This is a genomic window from Actinomadura gamaensis, from assembly GCF_042652125.1.
Lineage (GTDB): Bacteria > Actinomycetota > Actinomycetes > Streptosporangiales > Streptosporangiaceae > Spirillospora > Spirillospora gamaensis.
The window spans coordinates 202909-222916 of the sequence record NZ_JBHSIT010000008.1 but is presented as its reverse complement, the minus strand read 5'-3'; the positions used below and the strand labels follow the sequence as shown (position 1 = coordinate 222916).

Sequence of the window (20008 nt, the reverse complement as noted above, 5' to 3'; positions counted from 1 at the left end):
CGGAGCGGACCTCCGGGGACCGGACCGGGCGACACGTCCGGAAACGTAGGCTGTTACCCCTGTTTAGGACGTCCCTGGGGAGAATGCGTTGCGGCTGCCGGAGCACCTGGAACTGCTGCTCACCGACGAGCCGGTCCTCGACGTGTACGCGCACGGCCCGTGGCGCGTGCCGGACGGCCTGTTCGAGGAGATCGCCGCCCGGATCGACGCGCTGGCCGCCGACCCCCGCGCGGTCGGCCTGACGACCGACGAGCACAAGCTGCTGACGCTGCCCGCGTCCCTGGTGACCGCGGAGATCTTCGCGATGCTGGCGTTCCTGCCGGGCGGCGGCGCGATCAAGGCCGGGTCGTGGTCGCAGCTCCCCGAGCGGCTGCTGTACGGGCACCTGGCGAATCCGGCGCCGCTGAGCACCCGGATGACGCGCTGCGATGCGCCCGGCGGCCGGTGGCGGCCGCCGCTGGACTGGCTGGTGGAGGCCCCGGACCGGGAGCTCGCCATCGAGCTGGCCCGCGAGTGCCTCGTCGCGCTGGAGGGCATCGAGCCGCTGGAGACCCGCCGCCGCGCGCTGATCGAGCTGTACGACGCGCCGCCGCCCGGCGAGGTGAACCTGCCGAAGATGGAGCTGCGCGAGCAGTGGCACGCGCACGCTCCCGAGCGCGTCCTCGCCGCGGTGCCGGAGCTGCTCGGCCCGGTCGGGTACCTGGAGTGGGTGTGCGAGGGGCTGCTCGCCGCGCGCGATCACCTGATGGCGGTCGCGCCCCGCGAGGAGTCGGTGGAGACGCACCTCGTCCAGCTGCTGCTCCAGGGCAGCATGGAGCACGTGCCGCCGGAGCTCGCGGCCGCGGTCGGCGAGGACCGGTACCGCGAGGTCCGCGCCCGCTTCCCGGTCGAGCGGCGCGGGTTCAAGGCGGCGGCGTGGCAGGAGCAGACCCGGTCCTGGCTGGTCGCGGCGCTGGTGTCGGGGGCGGCGGACGCCTGCCGCGCCTGGCTCGACATGGCGATGCGGTTCGTCGCGATCGTCCAGGGGCTGCCCGGCGACCCGTGGTTCCCGCGTCCGGAGTGGATTCCGGTCGTGCAGTTCCAGACGGACCTGCGGCGGCTGTTCGCGCCGCGCCGCCGGGTGCCGAACCCGCTCGCCGAACGGCTGCGGGTGGCTCCGGGCGAGCCCGCGGCCGTGCCCGCCGCGCCGTCCACCGGGCTGGTCGACCAGCCGGAGGTGTCCGCCGCGCTGGACGAGCTGATCGCCGGTGCGGGCGCGAGCGCGAGCGCGGCGGACGGGTCGCCGCGTCCGGGCGTCCGGCTGCTGCTCGCCGGCCCGGACGGCACGGGCAAGCGGGACGCCGCGCAGGAGCTCAGCCGCGCCCTGTCCCTCAGCCGCGACCCGCTCTGGCTGACCGCGAACCTGCTGGTCGGGCAGCGGCTGCCGGACGCCGTCGCCAAGCTGCACGGCGACGTGCGGGACTGCGGCGCCGACCGGCTGCTGGTGTTCGAGGGGCTGGACGCCGTGTGCGCCGATCCGAGCCTCGGCGAGGCTGTCGCCGAGGAGCTGCACCGGCTGCTGGCGATCCACCCGGAACTGCACGTCGCCGCCCTGTGCGACGCGGACGGCGACCGGCGGATCGGCGAGATCAACCCCGTCCTGCCGCAGCGGTTCCGGATCGCGCGGACGCGTCCGTTCACCGCCGAGGGGCACGCCGAGCTGTTCCGGCGGGCGCTCGCCGCGCGCGGGGCCCGGGCGACGCGGCACGCCCTCGCCGCCGCCGGGACGCTGCTCGCCGCGACGCCGCCCGTCCAGACGCTCCGGAACGCGCGGCTGGCGCCCTACCTGGCGGAGCTCGTCCTGGACGGCCTGAAGACCCCCGAGGGCGAGCAGCCGGTCGTCCGGAAGGGCGACATCCCGGCGACGCTCGACACCGCGAAGGCCGCGGGCGACCCGATGGCCGAGCTCTCCGAACTCATCGGGCTGGAGGACGTCAAGCACGAGATCGCGCTGCTCGCCGCGACGGCGCGGGTGGACCGGGTGCGCGTCCGGTCCGGCCTGCGGGTGACGACGCCGACCCGGCACATGGTGTTCACCGGCAGCCCCGGCACCGGCAAGACCATGGTCGCCCGGCTGCTCGGCCGGATCTACCGGCGGCTCGGCGTGCTGTCGTCCGGGCACCTGGTCGAGGCGTCCCGCACCCACCTGGTCGGCGAGTACATCGGGCAGACCGCGCCGCGCACCCGCCGCCTGGTGGAGCGTGCCGTCGGCGGCGTGCTGTTCATCGACGAGGCGTACACCCTCACCCAGTCGCCGCTGAAGGGCGACTACGGGCACGAGGCGATCGCCGAGCTGGTGAAGCTGATGGAGGACCACCGGGACGACCTGGTGGTCATCGTCGCCGGATACCAGCGGGAGATGGCCGAGTTCCTCGCCGCCAACCCCGGCCTGGACTCGCGCTTCCCCAAGCAGATCCACTTCCCTGACTACACCGACGAGGAACTGGTCGCGGTGTTCGGCGCGCTCGCCGCGGCGGACGGGTTCCGGCTGGACGACGACCTGCCCGAGACCCTGGCCGGAATGCTGCGCCGCGTCCCGCGCGGGCCGGGTTTCGGCAACGGCCGGCTCATGCGGAACCTGCTGGACATGGCCGTCGCCAACCAGGCACAACGCATCGCCGCCCTGCCCGAACGGCCGGACCGCGAGGCCCTCATCACCCTCGTGGCCGACGACATGCCCCCGATCTGGGACCACCCTGAGGAGCTGTACGGCCTCTACCTCTAGGTCCACAGTGAGCCGAGAGGGCTTGAGCACGGCCCGCAGGACAGCTCGACGGACGTCCCGCAGAACAACCCGGAGACCGACTCAACGGCCAGGCCGGCGGACGACTCGGCAGATGGCTCGGCAGACGGCTCGGCGGGCGACTCGGCGAACGGCCGGAGGATGGCTTCGGGAGACGGCTCGGCGGACGACTCGGCAGACGGCTCGGCAGACGGCTCGGCAGACGGCCGGAGGACGGCCTCGGGAGACGGCTCGGCGGATGGCTGGGAGGCGCGATGGCGACGGCCCGGACGGACGCGCTGGGCCGCCTGCGCGTGCTCGCGGCGCGGCACGACTGCCTGCCGCCCGACCAGAGCGACGCCTACGCGATCGCGCATGAGCTCGCCCACGCCTTGCGTCCGGGCGACGAGCCCGACCGGGGTCGTCCTTGCCGAGGGCAGCGCCGCGTCGAGGCGGACCTGGTCGCGCATTGGGTTCTGACCGAACTGGGGATCGCTTCGCGTCCGCCGTTCGCCGCGTCCGCGCCTTGGGGCGGGCCGGATGTGGGCGATCGGGTCGTCCGTTTGGGGGAGGCGATCGTCCGGCACGTCCGTGCGCCGTCGAGATCCGTGTTGGCGGACGCGCAGGAGTTCTTCCTCGCGTGCGCGCGCGTGGGATGGGTGCCCGCGTACTTGGCGGGTCGTGGTTTCGGCGTCCGCGTCCAGCGGCGATGGCAGATCGGGTGGGCTCCGCCCGAAGCAGGGGCACTGACGGCGCGGCTGCGCGACCTCGGTCACCCGGACGAGTCGATCGTGGCCGCCGGGCTCGCACGTCGAGGACGCGGCGGACGCCTCAGAGACGTGTTCCGCGACCGCGCGACCTTCCCGCTCCGCACCGCGGACGGCACGATCGCCGGATTCATCGGACGTCGAGCGGACGGCGGACGCGGACCGAAATACCTGAACAGCCCCAGCTCAGAACTTTTCCACAAGAGCGAACTGCTCTTCGGGCTGTACGAGTCGCGCGGGCCGCTCGCCCGCGGCGCCCGCCCCGTTCTGGTGGAGGGGCCTTTGGACGCCGTCGCCGTCGCCCTCACCGGACGTCCCGCCGTCGCGACCTGCGGCGTCGCCTTCACACCGGGCCAACTCGCCGCCCTCTCGGCCGCAGCGGACCTCGACCGCACGGGCCTGCTCGTGGCGTTCGACGGCGACGCCTCCGGCCTTCGCGCCGCGCGCCGGGTCTGGCGAGTAACGCGCGCATCCGACAGCCCGCGGCCGGTTCATGGGCCCCTCGATCACGTGCAACTTCCAGCGGGAACGGATCCAGCGGGCCTTCTCGCAGACGGCGGCCGGCCCGCACTCCGCGAGGCCCTCCGTTCACCAAGGCCGCTTCTCGATCTGGTCGTGGACGACGCCCTCGATCGTTCCCTCGACACCGTGGAAAGCCGCCTCGCGGCCGCCCGCGCCGTCGCCGCAGCGATCGCGCTGGGCCGTCCGAACGACTCAGCACGCCAGGTCGTCCGAGTAGCGTCCCGCCTGCAAATCCCGCCCTCCCTGATGACCGAAATCCTCACCGACACGATCAGCCCGCCATAACCGACCGCCCCGCACAACTCCCTCGCCCCTATGCGCCCGCCCGCCGTCTACACACCCCTGCTCCACGACTTCACCGCACGGCTCGCCATCCATCCCGCACGCCCCGCCCCGCACACTCTTGTGCCGCAGGCTTCCGCCCCGAGCGGTCCGTCCGCGTCCGCGTCCGCGTCTTCGTCCCGCCGCCCCGTCGCGTGTCGCCCGTCCCTCACGCCCCGTGGCGCGCGGGCTCGTGCGGGGCTGATCGTGCTTTCGTGCCGTCCGTCCTGCGTGATCGACCGTTCACCGCAAGTGAGCGACCGCTTGCCGACGCGCGCGGGAACCGCGTGAACCTGCGCGCCGTCTCCCACTAACTTCGTGCGCACCCAAGTGGAGACGTTCGCGAAGGCCCAAGGGGGGCGGAGCGGAGGCGCGGGAGGGCGCGTCCGCTCCGGGCCTGACGCGCCGGGTCCGCCTGCGGTGGTGGGGGGACGGGGTCACGGCGGGGCAGTGCCCGCCGTGGCTCCCCACCCCCGTTCTGTCGGTGGCGTCGCCTAGCCTGGCGAGGGTGGAGGCGGAGTACGTCCGGTACCGGCCGGCGGCGGCGCTGCGGCCGTGGGTCTCGGGTGGCGCGGGCTACCGGATGGACGGTCCGCCCGGGCGGCATCAGGGGCTGCCGTCCGGGCGGCTCACGCTGATCTTCTGCCTGTCCGGCAGCGTGGACGTCGTCCGGATGCCGGATCCGGGGCGCGCGCCCGGCTCGTTCCGGACGCTGCTCGGCGGCCTGCACGACGCGCCCGCCGTGATCGAGCACGACGGGCGGCAGCACGGCGTCCAGCTCGAGGTGACCTGGCGCGGGGCGCGGACACTGTTCGGCGTGCCGGCGGGCGAGCTGGCCGGAGACGTCGTCGACCTGTCCGCCCTGGTCGGCGGGCGCGCGATGGAGATCGCCGAGCGGCTGGCCACCGCCTCGACCTGGGACGATCGCTTCGCCGTCCTGGACGAGTCGCTCCTCGCCCTCGCCTCCCGCGACGCGACCGCCGGGCCGCCCGTCCAGGTGGCCCGGGCCTGGGACCGGCTCGAACGCAGCGGCGGCGCGGTCCCCGTGGGCGCGCTCGCCGCCGAGCTGGGCTGGTCCCGCCGCCACCTGGCCGGACGGTTCCAGCGCGAGTTCGGCCTGTCCCCGAAGTCCGCCGCGCGGGTCATCCGGTTCGAGGCCGCCTGCCGCCTGCTGCGCACCCCGGCCCCGCCGCCGCTCGCCGAGGTCGCGGCCCGCTGCGGCTACTTCGACCAGGCGCACATGGCCCGCGACTTCCGCGACCTCGGCGGGACGACCGCGACCGCCTGGCTCGCCGAACTGCACGCGACGATCATCACCCCGGCTTCTGCGCGCTGACCCGCTTCCGGCGGGGCGGACGAACGCGTCCTGCGCGACGCCATCCCGATCGTCCGCGCTGAGAGGGCTCCGCTGGGCGAACCATGCGACACGACGGGGACCGAACGTGACGGTCGAGCCGCACGACGACGCGACGGTCGAACCGCGCGACAACGCGACGGTCGAACCGCTTGCCACGCGGCGTCCGCGAACGCGCCCCGGGTCCGCTCCGCCGCCGCCCTCCCGCTCCGTAGGACGCCGCTCTCCCACCTCGCCCTCGTTCCGCCGGTTCTTCTCCGCCGTCTTCTGCTCTCGCCGTCGCTCCACCGGGTTGCTCTCCGCTGCTACTTCGCCCCGGTGGCGTTCGCAGGTTCCCATCCGTCCAAGACCGGCCGGGGGTGCGGTGCCGACGATGAGGTCATGAGTGAGAACAAGGTCTGGCCCTGCTTCAGCTACCCCGACGCCCGCGCCGCGATCGACTTCCTCGTCGAGGCGTTCGGGCTCGTCGAGCGCACCTGCTACACCGACGACGACCGCATCGTCCACGCCCAGCTCGACTGGCCCGCGGGCGGCGGCGTCATGATCGGCACCAGCGATCCGGCCAACGAGTGCTCGCAGCCCACCGGCGGCGGCTCGGTCTACCTCGTCACGGACGAACCGGACGCCCTGCACGATCGCGCCGTCGCCGCCGGAGCGAAGATCGTCCGCGGTCTGCGGGACGAGGACTACGGCAGCCGCGGCTTCACCGCCCGCGACGTCGCAGGCAACCTCTGGAGCTTCGGCACCTACCGCGGCGAGTGACACCCGGCCCGACCCGTCCGGCCCCCGACCCGTCCGGCCCCCGGCCCGTCCGGCACTCGGCCCGTCCGGCACCCGGCACCCGGCCGTCCGGTGCTCGGGGGCCGGACGGGTCGGGGGCGGCGCGGTGTCAGGCGGGCATGTCGCGGCGCTTGAGCTTGGCCATCCGGCCGTCCGGCGCGTGCCAGACGATGCCCTCGTAGGGGTGGGCGTGCAGCCACTCGCGCAGCCCGTCGAAGTCCAGCGGGACGCCGACCAGGCGCTCCGACCCGTGCAGGACGAGCCGGTGGTCGTCCACGCCCTCGGGGTTGCCGTTGACCTTCGGGCCGATCAGCTCGTAGGTGCCCTCCTCCGACGCGCCGTCTCCGATGGCCGCGCGCAGGTACTTCCAGAACGAGGACCCTTCGGCGGGCTCCCAGCCCACGGTCTTGCCGGTCGCCTCGTCCGTCCCGAGCGGGACGAAGCCGTCCGGGGCCGTCCGCCCGGCGCGGACCTCGCGCCGAGCCCACCAGCGGGTCCCGTCGAACCGGACGCAGGTGCCGTCGAACTTGCGGGTCGGGACGCCCTCACCCGCCAGTACCCAGGCGCACTCGGGGTGGGGAACGCGGGTCACGAACTTCGGATCCGCTTCCCAGTCACGGACGAACACCGTCGGAATCTTGCGCATGTCCCCGATTGTGCGATGGATCCAGGTCTTCCTCGACCGGTTTTCGCACGGCTAGGGTTCGCCCATGATCCAAGATCACAAAGGCCGGGCGCGGCGGCTGACCGCGCTCTGGGCGGCGTCCGCGACCGCGCTGTCCCTCCTCCTGGCCTCCCCCGCCTCAGCCTCGGCCGACACCGTGGGGATCACGATCCCCAAGGACGAGTCGCCCCACAACGCCACCCGCGAGTGGTACTACTACACCGGCCACCTCACCGGCGTGGACAGCAAGGGCAAGCGCCACAACTACGGCTTCGAGCAGGTCTTCTTCCGCAACCAGATCCAGTACCCGACGCTGTCGGGCTACGCGGGCAACCTCGCGGTCACCGACCTCACGGCCGACAACTTCAAGTGGGAGTCGCGCTCCGCCGGGCAGCCGGACAACATCCCGGCGGACGGCGGTTACGACATCGCCGTCCAGGACTGGAACATGTCCGGCAAGAGCGGCAGCTACAAGCTCGGCGGCGGCTTCGAGGACGGCTCGTACAAGCTCGACCTCTCGCTCAACCAGAGCACCCCGCCCGCGCTGCACGGCGACTACAAGGGCGTGCGCGGCCTCATCGACTACGCGCAGTGGGGCCAGTCCTACTACTACTCCTACACCAACCTGAAGACCTCGGGCACGGTGTACGACCACGGTGAGGCGATCAAGGTCACCGGCCAGTCCTGGTTCGACCACCAGTACGGCGACTTCACCTCGGGCTACGGCCGCTGGGACTGGTTCAGCATCCAGCTGACCAACGGCAGCCAGTACATGGTCTACCTGATCAGCGACAAGACCGGCCTGGTGCGGCGGGCCGGGACGCTCGTCCGGCCGGACGGCACGACCGTCGACCTCGACCCGTCCAAGCTCTCCATGAGCCCGACGGGCAGCTGGACGAGCCCGGTGACGAACCTGACCTACACCAGCGGCTGGAAGGTCCGCGTCCCCGGCGGCCAGTTCACCGTCACACCGCAGCGCCGCGACCAGGAGGTCGCCTGGGACAACGCGCCCGGCGGCGGCTACTGGGAGGGCGCCTCGACGGTCACCGGCACGGTCGACGGCTGCAAAGTCGCCGGCCAGAGCTACGTGGAGATCACGACCCCCGACACCGTCTTCTGACCCGCGTCCGGGGCGGCGGCACATCCCCCTCACCGCCGCCCCGGAACCCTCGCATCCCCAGCCCCTCGGGGCGCGCGCGTCCCCACCCCCGGGCGCGCGCCCCAGCCCCAAGCGCGTGCATCCCCAGCCCTCCCTCGCGCGCACCCCCAGCCGCCCGGGACGCGCGCGTCCTTACCCCCGGGTGCGCGCGTCCCAGCCCCAGACGCGTGCATCCCCAGCCCTCCCTCGCGTGCATCCCCAGCCGCCTAGGACGCGCGCGTCCCAGGCGCGTGGGGCGCGCGTCCCCAGCCACACCCTGGCGCGCTCGTCCCCAGGGCTCGGCGCCCCTTGAATCTCCCCTGAGGGCAGATGCCAGGGTGGACGCATGGAGGGCGATTACTCGATCGGTGAACTGGCCCGCACGGCCGGGGTGACGGTGAAGGCCGTCCGCCTCTACACCGACCGGGGGATCGTCCCCGCCCGCCGGACGCCTTCGGGCCACCGTCGCTACGGTCCCGACGCGGTGGCGCGCCTGGCCCTGGTCCGGACGCTGCGTGACCTGGGCCTCGACCTCGGCACGATCCGGCGCGTCGTCGATCGCGAGACCTCCGCCGCCGAGGCCGCGGCGGCGCACGCCGACGCCGTGGCCGTCCAGATGCGCGTCCTCCGCCTCCGGCACGCCGTCCTGACCACCGCGGCCCGCCGCGGCAGCACCCCCGAGGAACTCGAACTGATGCACCGCCTCGCCCGCCTCTCCACCGCCGAGCGCGACGAGCTCGTCGCCGACTTCCTCGACACCGCCTTCGGCGCCCCTGACGGCCCCCTCCCCCGCGTCCTGCGCCGTTCCCTCACGCCCGAGCTCCCCGACGACCCCACCTCCGAGCAGGTCGCCGCCTGGGTCGAACTGGCCGAACTCACCCAGGACGAGGACTTCCGCGCGCTCATGCGGTTCCTCTTCAACGATCACCTGCCCACCGGCCCGTCCGGCCCGCCCCGCAAGCACGCCGTCGGCCTGATCACCGAAACCGTCCGCCCGCTCCTGAACGCCAAAGTCGCCCTGGACTCCGCTCAGGCCGCCGACGTGGTCACCCAGGTGGTCAACGCCTACGCCGCGTCCCAGAACCAACCGGACACTCCGTCCCTCCGCACCCGCCTGGCCGCCTACCTGACCGCCGCCAACGACCCCCGCCGCGAGCGCTACCTGACCCTCCTGGCGACCGTGAACGGCTGGCTGCCCCCAACCCACCCCCGCCAAGAGCTGAACTGGTTCCTCACCGCCCTGAAGGCCCATTCGCACCCCTGAACCGCAGCTCACCCCCTGTCTCCTCATTTCGGACGCCTTGGGACGCCCAGCGAAGCCCGTAACCGGCTCTCCGTCCCGCCGAATGTCCGACCGCCACTCACGCCCGCCCCCGGCTTCCAAGGGCCACTGACGCAGGGGCGGCGGTTCACTCCAGGGGGTGGTTGTCCGGGCCCGGTCACCGCCCGAACCGCGTTTCGCGCGCGGACGTGCCCAACGCCGAGACCGCGAGAACCCATGGAGGCAACCCATGAGCGGTAACGCAAAACGTCTCGGCATCGCGCTGGCGGGCATCGGCACGGCCGCGCTCGTAGCGGTGGCCGGGCTCCCCGCACAGGCCGAGCAGGGTCAGGCCGGCGCTCATCAGGGGCGTGCGCCGGCGCCGACCCGGTTCGTCGAGCGGGACCTGGTCGCCGACCAGCCCGGACGCGCCAAACTCACCGATCCGACGCTGGTCAACCCGTGGGGCGTCGCCCTCGGCCCGGACACGCCCGTGTGGGTCGGCGACAACGGCGCCGACGCCGCCACCCGCTACCGGGACGGCGCGGTGAAGGTCCCGCCGAACATCGCCGTCGAGGGCGGCGCGCCCACCGGCGAGGTCTACAACGACACCGGCTCGTTCACCGTCCACGGCGCGCCCGCGAGGTTCATCCTCGCGAGCGAGGCGGGGCTGATCACTGCCTGGAACCCGGCCACCGGCACCCGCGCGGTGAAGGTCGCGTCCGGCGCCGACGCCGTCTACAAGGGCCTCGCCCTCGTGCACGCGTCCGACGGCCCGAGGCTGCTCGCCGCCGACTTCCACAACCACCGCGTGGACATCTTCACCGGGACTTTCCAGCGCGTGTCGATCCCCGGCGCGTTCACCGACCCGACCCTCCCGCCGTCCTACTCCCCCTTCGACGTCGCCACCATCGGCGGCCTCGTCTACGTCGCCTACGCCCAGAAGCAGGCCAACGGGGACGACGAGGTGGACGGCCCGGGCCTCGGCTTCGTCGACGTCTACACACCGCTCGGCCAGAAGGTCCGCCGCCTGGTCAGCCAGGGCGCCCTGAACGCGCCGTGGGCGATGGTCCGGGCCCCGCAGAGCTTCGGCACGTACGCGGGCGACATCCTCATCGGCAACTTCGGCGACGGACGGATCAACGCCTACACGCCGTCCGGTGTGCCTAAAGGCCCGCTGACCACGGCGTCCGGCCAGCCGCTCACGATCGGCGGCCTCTGGGGCCTCGCGCGCGGCAACGCCGTCGCCGGCGGCCCCGGCAACCTCTGGTTCGCCGCCGGCACCGACGACGAAGCCCACGGCACCCTGGGCCTGATCACCCCGGCCCCCTGAGAATCCGCGAACCTCACACGAATACAGGCCGCGCCCATCCGCCAACTGCCCGCCCGCACCTCGCCGAGGCCGCCATCCCTGCGACGAAGTGCCGTAAAACGACCGAGGGCCTGGCCGGAATCTCTCCCGACCAGGCCCTCGACCTGCAATCACGCGGTGGAGCTGAGGGGATTTGAACCCCTGACCCCCTCGATGCGAACGAGGTGCGCTACCGGACTGCGCTACAGCCCCGCGGACGTGCATAAGGTTAGCGCACTTTGGCAGTGCTTCGCGCACTGGAAAACGGGCGGGTTACTCGCCGACGGCGCGGCGGTCGTCGGCGAACTGGTCGAAGACCTCGTCCTCGGGGCGGCCGACGAACTCCAGGACCTCCGCGGAGTCCTCGGGGACGGCCTGCTCGGCGTCCGGTTCGGCCTCCGCCTGGACCCGGGCGGCTTCTGCGCGGGCGGCCTCTGCGCGGAGCGCCTCGGCGCGGGCGGCCTCGGCCTCCTCGTGGGCGCGCGCCTGGTCCATCTGGACGGCGACGCGGAGCAGGGTGAGGTGGCCGGCCAGGAGCAGGACGGGCGGCGCGATGATCCACCAGGGGGCGACGCCCGCGGCGGACACGGCGACGGCGGTCAGGACGAGCAGGGTCAGGCCGACCGTCCGGCGGCGGCGACGCGCGATCACCGCGGCCCGGCCGGGACGCCGGTTGACGGACGGCGACGTCTGCTCGGCGGGCGGCTCACCCTCCACGCTGGGCTCGCCTTCCACGAGAGATTCGTCTTCGGCCGTGATCTCGTGCTCGGCCTGGTGCTGCTCGGTTCCGGCCGGCTCGTCGTGATCGAGATCAAGGTCCGCGCCGTCTTCCTCGGGACGCTTGTGGAGGAGCCGCGAGAAGGCCGGCGCCTCAGTGTCGCGGCGGAGCCACATGGGGACCAGAACGACGGCCCACACGGCGACGATGGCGAGGTAGAGGAAGGCGCTGCTCATCGGCCCACCACCGGACGGAACCGTCCCCGGGCACGGCGGGACGCCGAGCCGACATTCGGCGCGCGCACGTGCATTGGGAACAGGGTCACGCCCCGCACGGTACGAGTCGGTGTCAGAGCTTGACGAGCATTAGGGGCGGTGTGTCGCGAGATCGTTCCCGCGGTTACTCTCTGTTTGCCAAGCCTTCTCTTCCGGAGGATTCTTACGAGGCGGTACCCGAAAGTCTTCCCGCCGGTCAGGGTCATGAGGGAGATCGGGGAAAGGCCTGCTTGGCGGAGGCCAGCCAGCGCGACCGCAGGCCGCCCGGCACGTCCTCGACGGTCAGCGCGTAGCAGATGTGGTCGCGCCACGCGCCGTCGATGTGGAGTTGGCGGCGCCGAATTCCCTCTTCCCGGAATCCGAGCTTTTCGACGACGCGCCGGCTCGCGGTGTTCTCCGGCCGGATATTGGCCTCCACCCGGTGCAGGCCGACGGTGAAGAAACAGTGGTCGACGGCGAGCGCGACGGCGGTCGGAATGACGCCGCGTCCGGCCACGGCCTTGTCCACCCAGTAACCGATCTGCGCGGAACGGGCCGAACCCCACACGATCGCGCCGATGGTGAGCTGTCCGGCGAAGTTCCCGTCATAGGTGACCACCCACGGCAGCGCCAGCCCCTGCCGCGCCTCGCGCCGCATGGTGTGCACCATGCTCACGTAAGGCCCGAGCCCCGTGCGGAACAGCGGCGTCTCCGGATTGGTCGGCTCCCACGGCCGCAGCCAGTCGGCGTTGCGCACCCGCAGGTCACGCCATACCGCCGCGTCACGATGCCGCAGAGGACGCAGCCCGACCGGGCCCTCGCTCAAGGTGACCGGCCATCCACGCATCCGTTCCACGGCTCCCATGATTCCCCGGACGACGGTTCGGACGCCATCAATTGTCCCCGACAACTGAATCCGGCTTCCGACCCGACCCGGAAGAACCCCACCGACCCCCGCACCCCGACCCGTCCCATCGCACCCCGCACCGTGCCCTCCGCGTCCGCCGAGAACCGCGCCCCGCGAACGCATCGCGCACGGGCCCCCTCGCGGGCGCATCGCGCACGAGCCCCCGCCAACACATCGCGCCCGATCCCCGCGGGCGCATAGGGCGCGGGGATCGGGCGAACGCATCGCACATGATCCCTCCGCCGGCGCATTGCCCCTGAGCCCTCCGCCAACGCCCCGCAAGCGAATCCTCCGCCAGCGCCGCGCAAGCGGCCCCTCCGCTAGCGCCACGCGAGCGGCCCCTCCGCCAACGCCTCGCGAGCGAACCCTCCGCCAGCGCCGCGCCCACGAGCCCGCCGCGGCGCGGTGCGCGCGAGCCCTCCGCTGGCGCCGCGCCCACGAGCCCACCGCGGCGCAAGGCGCGCGAACCCTCCGCCGGCGCCGCGCCCACATGTCCCCCGCCGGGCGCGGCGTTCTCACAGCGGACGGGGCTGGCGAGGCGCGGGAGGATCAGGCTGCGCGGAGGACGCCGAGGAGGCGGGTGATCTCGGCGGCGACGGCGTCTCGGGCCGGGGCGGCGTACTTGCGCGGGTCGACCATGGACGGGTGGGCGTCGAGGATCCGGCGGAGTTCGCCCGTGTAGACCTTGTTGAGCTGGGTCGCGATGTTGATCTTCGTCATGCCGCGTTCGACGGCGGCGGTGAGCGTCTCGTCCGGGACGCCCGACGATCCGTGCAGGACGAGCGGGACCGGCACCGCGGCCCGCAGCTCCGCGATCAGCTCCAGGTCGAGGACGGCGTCCCGGGTGAGCATGGCGTGGGAGCTCCCCACCGCCACGGCCAGGGCGTCCACGCCGGTCGCGGCGGTGTAGGCGACGGCCTCGGACGCTTTCGTGCGGACGCCCGGCGCGTGCACGCCGTCCTTGCCGCCGACCTCGCCGAGCTCCGCCTCCACCCAGACGCCCTGGTCATGGCACCAGGCGGCGATCGAGGCTGTCTCGGACACGTTGTCCTCATAGGACATCGTGGACGCGTCGAACATCACCGATCCGACGCCGAGCCGCACCGCCTCGCGCACCAGATCGGTGGACGTCGCATGATCGAGATGGACGGCGACGGGCACCGCGGCCCCGCGCGCGACCGCGAGCGTCCCGGCCAGGATCGGCTCCAGCTCCCCGTGGTAGCGCACGCAGTTCTCGCTGATCTGGAGGATCATGGGCGCCCCCGCGGCCTCCGCACCGCGCGCGATCGCGGTGGCGTGCTCCAGGTGAATGACGTTGAACGCGCCGACACCGCGCCGCTCGGACGCCGCGAAGGCGACGATCTCGCCGGTTCCTACGAGGGGCATGGAAGTCCTTCGATCTTGATTTCGGGAAGAAGACGGACATACAGGTCGGGATCGAAATCCCCCGCGACGGGAGCGGCGACCGCCGCGGCGGACAGCGCGACCGCGTCCCGCAGCAACTCGTCCCAGGGCCGTTCGAGCAGCAGGGCGCGGGCGGTGGCGGCGACGGCCGCGTCGCCCGCCCCGGTCGGGTTTCCGACGACGACCCGGGGCGGCACCGCCCGCCAGACTCCGTCGGACGTGACGGCGAGCATTCCGTCCGCCCCGAGCGAGACCAGGACGGACCCGGCACCGGCCGCCCGCAACGAGGCCGCCCGGCTCACGACCTCGCTCGCACCTGCGGGATTTCCGCCGTTGGAAACCGTCCCGGCGGTCACGCGCCGCAGCTCGTCGGCATTGGGTTTGATCACATCAGGACGTCCCGGGACGCCTTCCGTCAGCGCCGTGCCGTCCGTGTCCAGGACGACCCGTCCGGGCGCGCGCCGGACCAGCTCGGCATACGCGTCCGTAGGAAGGCCCGGCGGAAGGCTGCCCGAAAGGACGACCACTGCCGCGGACGCGGCGAGCGTCCCGAAATGGTCGAGGAACGCCTGCCATTCCTCGGGCCGAACGTCCGGTCCCGCCTCGTTCAGGACGGTCGCCTCGCCGGTTTCAGTCTCCACGATCGTGAGCGTTCGCCGCGATGTCCCCGCTATGTCCGCGAAGTCGTGAGCGATCCCCGACTGGTCGAGGTCGTCCCGCACGAGATCTCCGACAGCGCCGCCGAGCAGCCCGGTCGCGACGACCTCGCACTCGAGGGCCGTGGCCACGCGCGCGACGTTGACGCCCTTGCCTCCGGCGCGTTCCCGGACGGTTCGGACCCGGTGCGACCCGCCCTGCTCCAGCGCCCCGACCTCATAGGTGACATCGAGCGCCGCGTTCAGTGTGACGGTGAGGATCATCGCCAGCGTCCGTCCTTCATCACGCGCGCGACGGACCGGCCTTCGTCGAGGACGACCAGGTCAGCACGCTTGCCACGCTCCAGCGATCCGACTTCGTGATCAAGGCCGAGCGCGCGGGCCGGGGCCAGCGACGCGGCGCTCGACGCGTCCTCGATCGGGATGCCGACGATGTCGATCGCCCGCCGGAACGCCTCCGCCATGGTGATCGTGCTGCCCGCGATGGACGTCCCGTCCGCGAGCATCGCCCGACCGTCCGAGACGGTGACGGACATCACACCGAGGTGATAGGTGCCGTCGCCCATCCCGGCGGCGGCCATCGCGTCGGTGATCAGCGCGACCCGTCCGGGCGCGGCGGCGAACACCAGCCGGACGACCTCGGGCTCCACGTGCACCCCGTCGTTGATCAGCTCGACGGTCACCCGCGCGTCCCCGAGCGCCGCCGCCACCGGGCCGCCCTCGCGGTGATGCAGCGGTCGCATGCCGTTGAACAGGTGCGTCGCGACACGCGCCCCCGCGTCGAACGCCTCCCGCACGCGAGCTCCGGCCGCGTCCGTGTGCCCGACGGCCGCCACCACGCCCGCCTGGACGGCTTCCTTCACCAGCCTTGCCGCGCCCGGCAGCTCCGGCGCCAGCGTGATCATGCGGACATGGCCGCGCCCGGCCTCGACCAACCGCGCGAACTCGTCCGGATCCGGCGTCCGCAGCAGGGTGGGATCGTGCGCCCCGCAACGGTTCGACGCCAGGTACGGCCCTTCGAGATGGATCCCGGCCACCAGTCCCTCGTCGGCGACGTCCGCGAGCCCGGAGACCGCTGCCTCCATCGCCTCCCGCGATCCGGTCACCAGACTCGCGACGGTCGTGGTCGTCCCGCACCCGAGGTGGTACTCGGCGACCTGCCGAGCTTCTTCTGCCCTGCCCGGCTGGTACGAGGCTCCGGCCCCGCCGTGGACGTGCATGTCGACGAACCCGGGCACGACATACCGCCCGCCCAGGTTCTCAACGACCTCCCCCGGTTCCTCCGCAGCCAAATCCACGCCCCCTGACGGGCCCCCGTCCGAAGCGTCCCCGGAACGCGCGACGACACGTGCAAGGGGCGAAGGCGCACCTGTACCGAGCGCCGCGATCCGGCCGTCCCGGACGCGGAGCCAGCCGTGGATCACTCCTTCGGGAAGAACAAGACGCGCGTTGGCCAACGTCAGCGTGCCGATCGGCCCAGCAGTCGCCGTCATAGCCCCTCCTTTCGGTGCATGAGCTTCCGGGCTGACGTCTGCCGGTTCCCCAGGCCGCCCCACAGTCGCTGGCAAGCGCGAGTGCGAGGGCGAGGGCGAGGGTGAGGGTGAGAACGGAGACAGGGACGAGGTCGGAGCCGAGGACGTAGGGACATCAGCCGAGAATTACGGAACGGGTGAGATTGCGGGGAGTGTCCGGGTCGTACCCGGCCTGGAGAGCCAGGTGCAGCGCGAGACGGTGGACGCGGATCAGCTCGGCGAGCGGGTCAAGCGGGCTGACGAGCATGGTGCCGCCCACGCCGGCGACCTGCTCGGCGAGCCCGGCCGGGGGCTCGCCGAACATCCAGGCCACGCGGCCCGGACCGGTGATTGCGATGGGGCCGTGCCGGTACTCCATCGCGGGGTAGGACTCGGTCCACGCCGTCGCGGCCTCCCGCATCTTCAGCGCGGCCTCGTGCGCGAGGCCGACCGTCCAGCCGCGTCCGAGGAACGTGAACTGCTCGGCGGTCAGCGCCGCCTCGGGGAGCGGTTCGGCGAGCGCCCGCTCCGCGTCGGCGATCGCGCCGCTCACGTCCTCACCGAGATGCGCGCGCAGCAGGACGAGCTGGCTCGTCGCGAAGCGCGTCTGCACGACCGACTGCTCGTCCGCGTAGTCGAGCACGATGACCTCGTCCGCCGCCGTCATCACCGGGGTGGACGGGTCGGCGGTGATCGCGACGGTCGGCAGGTCGGTGCGGTCGAGCAGCTCCAGGACCTCGGTCGTGGTGCCGGACCGGCTGAGCGCCAGCACCCGGTCGTACCGCCGCCCGGAGGGGAACTCGGAGGCGGCGAACGCGTCGGTCTCCCCTAGGCCGGCGGCCTCGCGCAGCGCCGCGTACGACTGGGCGATGAACCAGGACGTCCCGCAGCCCACCACGGCGACCCGTTCGCCCGGGCGCGGCAGCGCGGCCGAGACGCCGCCCGCCCCGTCGCGGGCGGCGCGCCGCCACAGGTCCGGCTGTGAGCCGATCTCGCTCTCGGTGTGGTTCCCCGCCATGGTGACCTTCCCTCGCTGCTCATTAATGCTCGTTTCTTATCTCAAACAGACACAAAGAAACAAGGCCGTGCACGGCTAGACTCCCCTGCGTGACCCGTCACGAACGCTTGAACGCGCTGCTGGAACTGCTCGCCGACGCCGGGCAGCTGAGCGTCGAGGAGGCCGCCGCGCGCATGGCGGTGTCCGCCGCGACGATCCGCCGCGACTTCGACGAACTCGCCCAGCAGCAGATGCTGACCCGGACCCGCGGCGGCGCGGTCGCCAACAGCGTCAGCTACGACCTGCCGCTGCGCTACAAGACCGCCCGGCACGCGTCCGAGAAGCAGCGCATCGCCGCCGCGACCGCCGGGATCGTCCCGATGGGCGCGATCATCGGCCTCAACGGCGGCACCACCACGACGGAGGTCGCCCGCGTCCTCGCCACCCGGCCCGACCCGGGCGGCGGCCGCCCCGCCCTCACGATCGTGACGAACGCCCTGAACATCGCCAGCGAGCTGGCCGTCCGCCCGCACGTGAAGATCGTCCTCACCGGCGGTGTGCCCCGGCCCCAGTCGTACGAGCTGACCGGACCGCTGGCCGCCGGCATCTTCGACCACGTGACCCTGGACATCGCCGTCCTGGGCGTGACCGGCATCACCGCCGAGCACGGCGCGACCTGCCCCAACGAGGACGAGGCCGCCGTCAACCGCCTCCTCGCCGACCGCGCCGAACGGGTCGTGGTCGTCGCCGACGGCTCCAAGGTCGGCCGCCGCGACTTCGCCCGCATCTGCGACACCACCACGATCGACACCCTCGTCACCGACGAGACCCTGAGCGACGAGGCCGCCGCCGCCTTCACCGAGGCAGGCGTAGAAGTCATCCGCGCCTGACCCGCTTTCCGCCCCTGACCCCGTCCTACGCTCGCCCTGCCCCTGCCCGAAGCCAAGCTCCCGGCCCTTGCCCGAAGCCAAGTACCCACCTCAAGGCTCAAGGCTGCAAGGCGACGGACTGGGTCGGTGGGGCCGCTGATAGGCGGGGCTCGACGTGTGGTCAGAGGTAGAAGATGCGGTCGGCGTTGGCCTCCAGTAGGTGCTCGTTGTGGTCGGTGCCTCCAGGGAGGTTGACGGAGCGGAAGACTGGCGGCGTGATGCCGCTCGCGGCGAGGCGTTCGATGATCGCAGCGGTCAGGGCTTGGAGCAGGGCCGTGACGATGACACCGGATGTGGCGCAGAACGGTTCGGGAACGGCCGGATCGCTCAGGACCGCGTCGCCGATCGGCACGTGGTTGTCCAGGACCACGTGCGCCACGTCGGCCAAGCGGGTGCCATAGGCGCGCGAGGTGACCGCCAGCACCTTCACTTCGCGAGCGACGGCGAGCTCGGCCAGTTCTACCGGGAGCGCGTTGCGGCCCGAGACCGAGACCACGATCAGGACGTCGCCCTCCCGGAGGGGTGAGTTGTCCAGGAGCGCCGCCGCATACCCGGGCAGGCGTTCGAGCGCCGTTCCCAGGGTCACGGGTCGGGTCTCGGCCCCGGAGAGGCCCGGGGCGGTCAGGGGGTTGACCAGCATCAGGCCGCCCGCGCGATAGACGATGTCCTGCACGGGCAGCGCCGAGTGCGAGCTGCCGAACGCGAACAGCCGCCGCCCGGAGGCGAGCGCCGCAGCGGTCGTCTCGGCCGCCTCGTCGATCCGCTCTCGCTCGGCGTCCCGGACAGTCCGCAGCAGCTCGGTCACCGCGTCGAAATATGCGTCGCTCATCCGGCTCACACCGGCATGTTCCGCCGTCACGGCGGCCTCGTGAACTCTCTCTCACAGCCATGTCCACGAGCCTAGAAAGCCCGCCGAGCGTTCGAAAGCCAGCGGCCGATCTGTGGATAACTCACGTACCCGCAGGTCAAGCGGGTCGCGGATGATCTCCACCGGCGATCTGGTCCACCGCGTGGGCCAGCACCGGGGCCAGGACGGCCATTCCGTCCCGGACGCCGCCGGTGGACCCGGGCAGGTTCACGATCAAGGTACGACCGGCGGTGCCCGCCAGCCCCCGCGACAGGATCGACGTCGGAACGCTGTCCCGGCTGACAGCCCGGATGGCCTCCGCGATGCCGGGAATCTCCCGATCCAGTACGCGTCGCGTCATTTCGGGAGTGCGGTCGGTCGGAGTGAGGCCCGTCCCGCCCGTGGTCACGACGACGTCGTACCCCTCCGACAGGGCGGTCCGGAGGGCCTCCTCGACCGGCTCGCCGTCCGGGACGACGCGCGGCCCGTCCACCCGGCATCCCGCCTCGGTGAGAAGCGCGACCAGGACCGGCCCCGACCTGTCCACGTAAACACCGGCGGAAGCGCGGTTCGAAACGGTCACAGCCAACGCGCGAATCACTGGATGCCCTCCTTGCGAACGCCTACACCGAGCACGCCAGGCGCTACCGCCGAAGCGCCGCCCCAACCGCCCGGCTACCGGACGACCACTATGCCAAGACGCCACACCCCATCAGCCGATCCCTCACGCGCGCGCCCTGCGCAACCCCACCGCGCGCGCGTCAGCGCAACCACGCCTCGCACGCGTCAGCGCAACCACGCCTCGCACGCGTCAGCGCAACCACGCCTCGCACGCGTCAGCGCAACCACGCCTCGCACGCGTCGGT

General features: G+C 72.6%; 17 protein-coding genes and 1 tRNA gene. 8 read left to right on the top strand and 10 right to left on the bottom strand.

Translation table 11 applies throughout. The features are described 5' to 3' along the window. The first annotated feature begins 88 nt into the window (after positions 1 to 88). The 4 genes from ACFPCY_RS26850 (at position 89) to ACFPCY_RS26835 (ending at position 6487) form a co-directional block, all read left to right on the top strand. Positions 89 to 2764 carry an AAA family ATPase gene (locus ACFPCY_RS26850; RefSeq protein WP_378259608.1) on the top strand — a complete coding sequence of 892 codons (2676 nt, stop codon included), beginning with the start codon at positions 89 to 91 and terminating at the stop codon, positions 2762 to 2764. 272 nt (positions 2765 to 3036) lie between these two features. Continuing rightward, entirely contained in the window at positions 3037 to 4335 is a 1299-nt protein-coding gene (locus tag ACFPCY_RS26845) for a toprim domain-containing protein (RefSeq protein ID WP_378259607.1), read from the top strand. A 544-nt stretch (positions 4336 to 4879) separates the two neighbouring features. Next, entirely contained in the window at positions 4880 to 5707 is an 828-nt protein-coding gene (locus tag ACFPCY_RS26840) for an AraC family transcriptional regulator (protein WP_378259606.1), read from the top strand. A 399-nt stretch (positions 5708 to 6106) separates the two neighbouring features. Further along, a complete protein-coding gene (locus ACFPCY_RS26835; protein WP_378259605.1) occupies positions 6107 to 6487 on the top strand; it encodes a VOC family protein in 381 nt (126 codons plus the stop codon). A gap of 127 nt (positions 6488 to 6614) precedes the next feature. On the opposite strand, the gene ACFPCY_RS26830 is transcribed toward ACFPCY_RS26835, so the two are convergent. After that, positions 6615 to 7151, bottom strand: coding sequence for an RNA ligase 1 family protein (locus ACFPCY_RS26830; RefSeq protein WP_378259604.1), 537 nt, complete (start codon positions 7149 to 7151; stop codon positions 6615 to 6617). A gap of 64 nt (positions 7152 to 7215) precedes the next feature. Here ACFPCY_RS26830 and ACFPCY_RS26825 point away from each other — a divergent pair, with 64 nt between their 5' ends. The 3 genes from ACFPCY_RS26825 to ACFPCY_RS26815 all read left to right on the top strand — a co-directional run bounded on the left by ACFPCY_RS26825 (position 7216) and on the right by ACFPCY_RS26815 (position 10901). Beyond that, on the top strand, positions 7216 to 8289 hold the full coding sequence (locus tag ACFPCY_RS26825) for a lipocalin family protein (protein WP_378259603.1): 1074 nt from the start codon (positions 7216 to 7218) through the stop codon (positions 8287 to 8289). A gap of 364 nt (positions 8290 to 8653) precedes the next feature. Beyond that, positions 8654 to 9571 (top strand): MerR family transcriptional regulator, encoded by a 918-nt coding sequence (locus ACFPCY_RS26820; protein WP_378259602.1) that lies wholly within the window; start codon positions 8654 to 8656, stop codon positions 9569 to 9571. A gap of 247 nt (positions 9572 to 9818) precedes the next feature. Then, the gene (locus tag ACFPCY_RS26815) at positions 9819 to 10901 is read left to right on the top strand and encodes a TIGR03118 family protein (protein WP_378259601.1); all 1083 of its coding nucleotides are present in this window, start codon (positions 9819 to 9821) and stop codon (positions 10899 to 10901) included. Positions 10902 to 11058: 157 nt separating this feature from the next. On the opposite strand, the gene ACFPCY_RS26810 is transcribed toward ACFPCY_RS26815, so the two are convergent. The 7 genes from ACFPCY_RS26810 to ACFPCY_RS26780 form a co-directional block, all read right to left on the bottom strand. Further along, positions 11059 to 11132: transfer RNA gene (locus ACFPCY_RS26810), tRNA-Ala, on the bottom strand. 60 nt (positions 11133 to 11192) lie between these two features. Further along, a complete protein-coding gene (sepX, locus tag ACFPCY_RS26805) occupies positions 11193 to 11873 on the bottom strand; it encodes a divisome protein SepX/GlpR (RefSeq protein WP_378259600.1) in 681 nt (226 codons plus the stop codon). Positions 11874 to 12114: 241 nt separating this feature from the next. Then, positions 12115 to 12738, bottom strand: coding sequence for a GNAT family N-acetyltransferase (locus tag ACFPCY_RS26800; protein WP_378259886.1), 624 nt, complete (start codon positions 12736 to 12738; stop codon positions 12115 to 12117). A gap of 609 nt (positions 12739 to 13347) precedes the next feature. Next, on the bottom strand, positions 13348 to 14184 hold the full coding sequence (locus ACFPCY_RS26795) for a class II fructose-bisphosphate aldolase (RefSeq protein ID WP_378259599.1): 837 nt from the start codon (positions 14182 to 14184) through the stop codon (positions 13348 to 13350). Further along, the gene (locus ACFPCY_RS26790) at positions 14172 to 15122 is read right to left on the bottom strand and encodes a 1-phosphofructokinase family hexose kinase (protein ID WP_378259598.1); all 951 of its coding nucleotides are present in this window, start codon (positions 15120 to 15122) and stop codon (positions 14172 to 14174) included. Before ACFPCY_RS26790 ends, ACFPCY_RS26795 begins: the two co-directional genes overlap by 13 nt. Beyond that, positions 15119 to 16351: an N-acetylglucosamine-6-phosphate deacetylase gene (gene nagA / locus ACFPCY_RS26785; RefSeq protein WP_378259597.1), complete on the bottom strand. Its 1233-nt coding sequence runs from the start codon at positions 16349 to 16351 to the stop codon at positions 15119 to 15121. The genes ACFPCY_RS26790 and nagA overlap by 4 nt, the downstream gene beginning before the upstream one ends. Positions 16352 to 16505: 154 nt before the next feature. Then, complete coding sequence (locus tag ACFPCY_RS26780; protein ID WP_378259596.1) at positions 16506 to 17387, bottom strand: SIS domain-containing protein; 882 nt, start codon at positions 17385 to 17387, stop codon at positions 16506 to 16508. An 89-nt stretch (positions 17388 to 17476) separates the two neighbouring features. On the opposite strand from ACFPCY_RS26780, the gene ACFPCY_RS26775 reads away from it, so the two are divergent. Further along, complete coding sequence (locus ACFPCY_RS26775; RefSeq protein ID WP_378259595.1) at positions 17477 to 18256, top strand: DeoR/GlpR family DNA-binding transcription regulator; 780 nt, start codon at positions 17477 to 17479, stop codon at positions 18254 to 18256. Positions 18257 to 18416: 160 nt separating this feature from the next. Here the strand turns inward: ACFPCY_RS26775 and ACFPCY_RS26770 are convergent, their stop codons facing one another. Beyond that, on the bottom strand, positions 18417 to 19124 hold the full coding sequence (locus tag ACFPCY_RS26770; RefSeq protein WP_378259594.1) for an SIS domain-containing protein: 708 nt from the start codon (positions 19122 to 19124) through the stop codon (positions 18417 to 18419). A 136-nt stretch (positions 19125 to 19260) separates the two neighbouring features. Then, positions 19261 to 19743, bottom strand: coding sequence for a MogA/MoaB family molybdenum cofactor biosynthesis protein (locus ACFPCY_RS26765; RefSeq protein ID WP_378259593.1), 483 nt, complete (start codon positions 19741 to 19743; stop codon positions 19261 to 19263). Positions 19744 to 20008 lie beyond the last annotated feature (265 nt).

Excerpts from the sequence above, each read along its gene's own strand:
- ACFPCY_RS26845 (WP_378259607.1), top strand. The coding sequence starts at position 3,037 with ATGGCGACGGCCCGGACGGACGCGCTGGGCCGCCTGCGCGTGCTCGCG.
- ACFPCY_RS26835 (WP_378259605.1), top strand. The coding sequence starts at position 6,107 with ATGAGTGAGAACAAGGTCTGGCCCTGCTTCAGCTACCCCGACGCCCGC.
- ACFPCY_RS26830 (WP_378259604.1), bottom strand. The coding sequence starts at position 7,151 with ATGCGCAAGATTCCGACGGTGTTCGTCCGTGACTGGGAAGCGGATCCG.
- ACFPCY_RS26825 (WP_378259603.1), top strand. The coding sequence starts at position 7,216 with ATGATCCAAGATCACAAAGGCCGGGCGCGGCGGCTGACCGCGCTCTGG.
- ACFPCY_RS26820 (WP_378259602.1), top strand. The coding sequence starts at position 8,654 with ATGGAGGGCGATTACTCGATCGGTGAACTGGCCCGCACGGCCGGGGTG.
- ACFPCY_RS26815 (WP_378259601.1), top strand. The coding sequence starts at position 9,819 with ATGAGCGGTAACGCAAAACGTCTCGGCATCGCGCTGGCGGGCATCGGC.
- sepX (WP_378259600.1), bottom strand. The coding sequence starts at position 11,873 with ATGAGCAGCGCCTTCCTCTACCTCGCCATCGTCGCCGTGTGGGCCGTC.
- ACFPCY_RS26800 (WP_378259886.1), bottom strand. The coding sequence starts at position 12,738 with ATGCGTGGATGGCCGGTCACCTTGAGCGAGGGCCCGGTCGGGCTGCGT.
- ACFPCY_RS26795 (WP_378259599.1), bottom strand. The coding sequence starts at position 14,184 with ATGCCCCTCGTAGGAACCGGCGAGATCGTCGCCTTCGCGGCGTCCGAG.
- ACFPCY_RS26790 (WP_378259598.1), bottom strand. The coding sequence starts at position 15,122 with ATGATCCTCACCGTCACACTGAACGCGGCGCTCGATGTCACCTATGAG.
- nagA (WP_378259597.1), bottom strand. The coding sequence starts at position 16,351 with ATGACGGCGACTGCTGGGCCGATCGGCACGCTGACGTTGGCCAACGCG.
- ACFPCY_RS26780 (WP_378259596.1), bottom strand. The coding sequence starts at position 17,387 with ATGGCGGGGAACCACACCGAGAGCGAGATCGGCTCACAGCCGGACCTG.
- ACFPCY_RS26770 (WP_378259594.1), bottom strand. The coding sequence starts at position 19,124 with ATGAGCGACGCATATTTCGACGCGGTGACCGAGCTGCTGCGGACTGTC.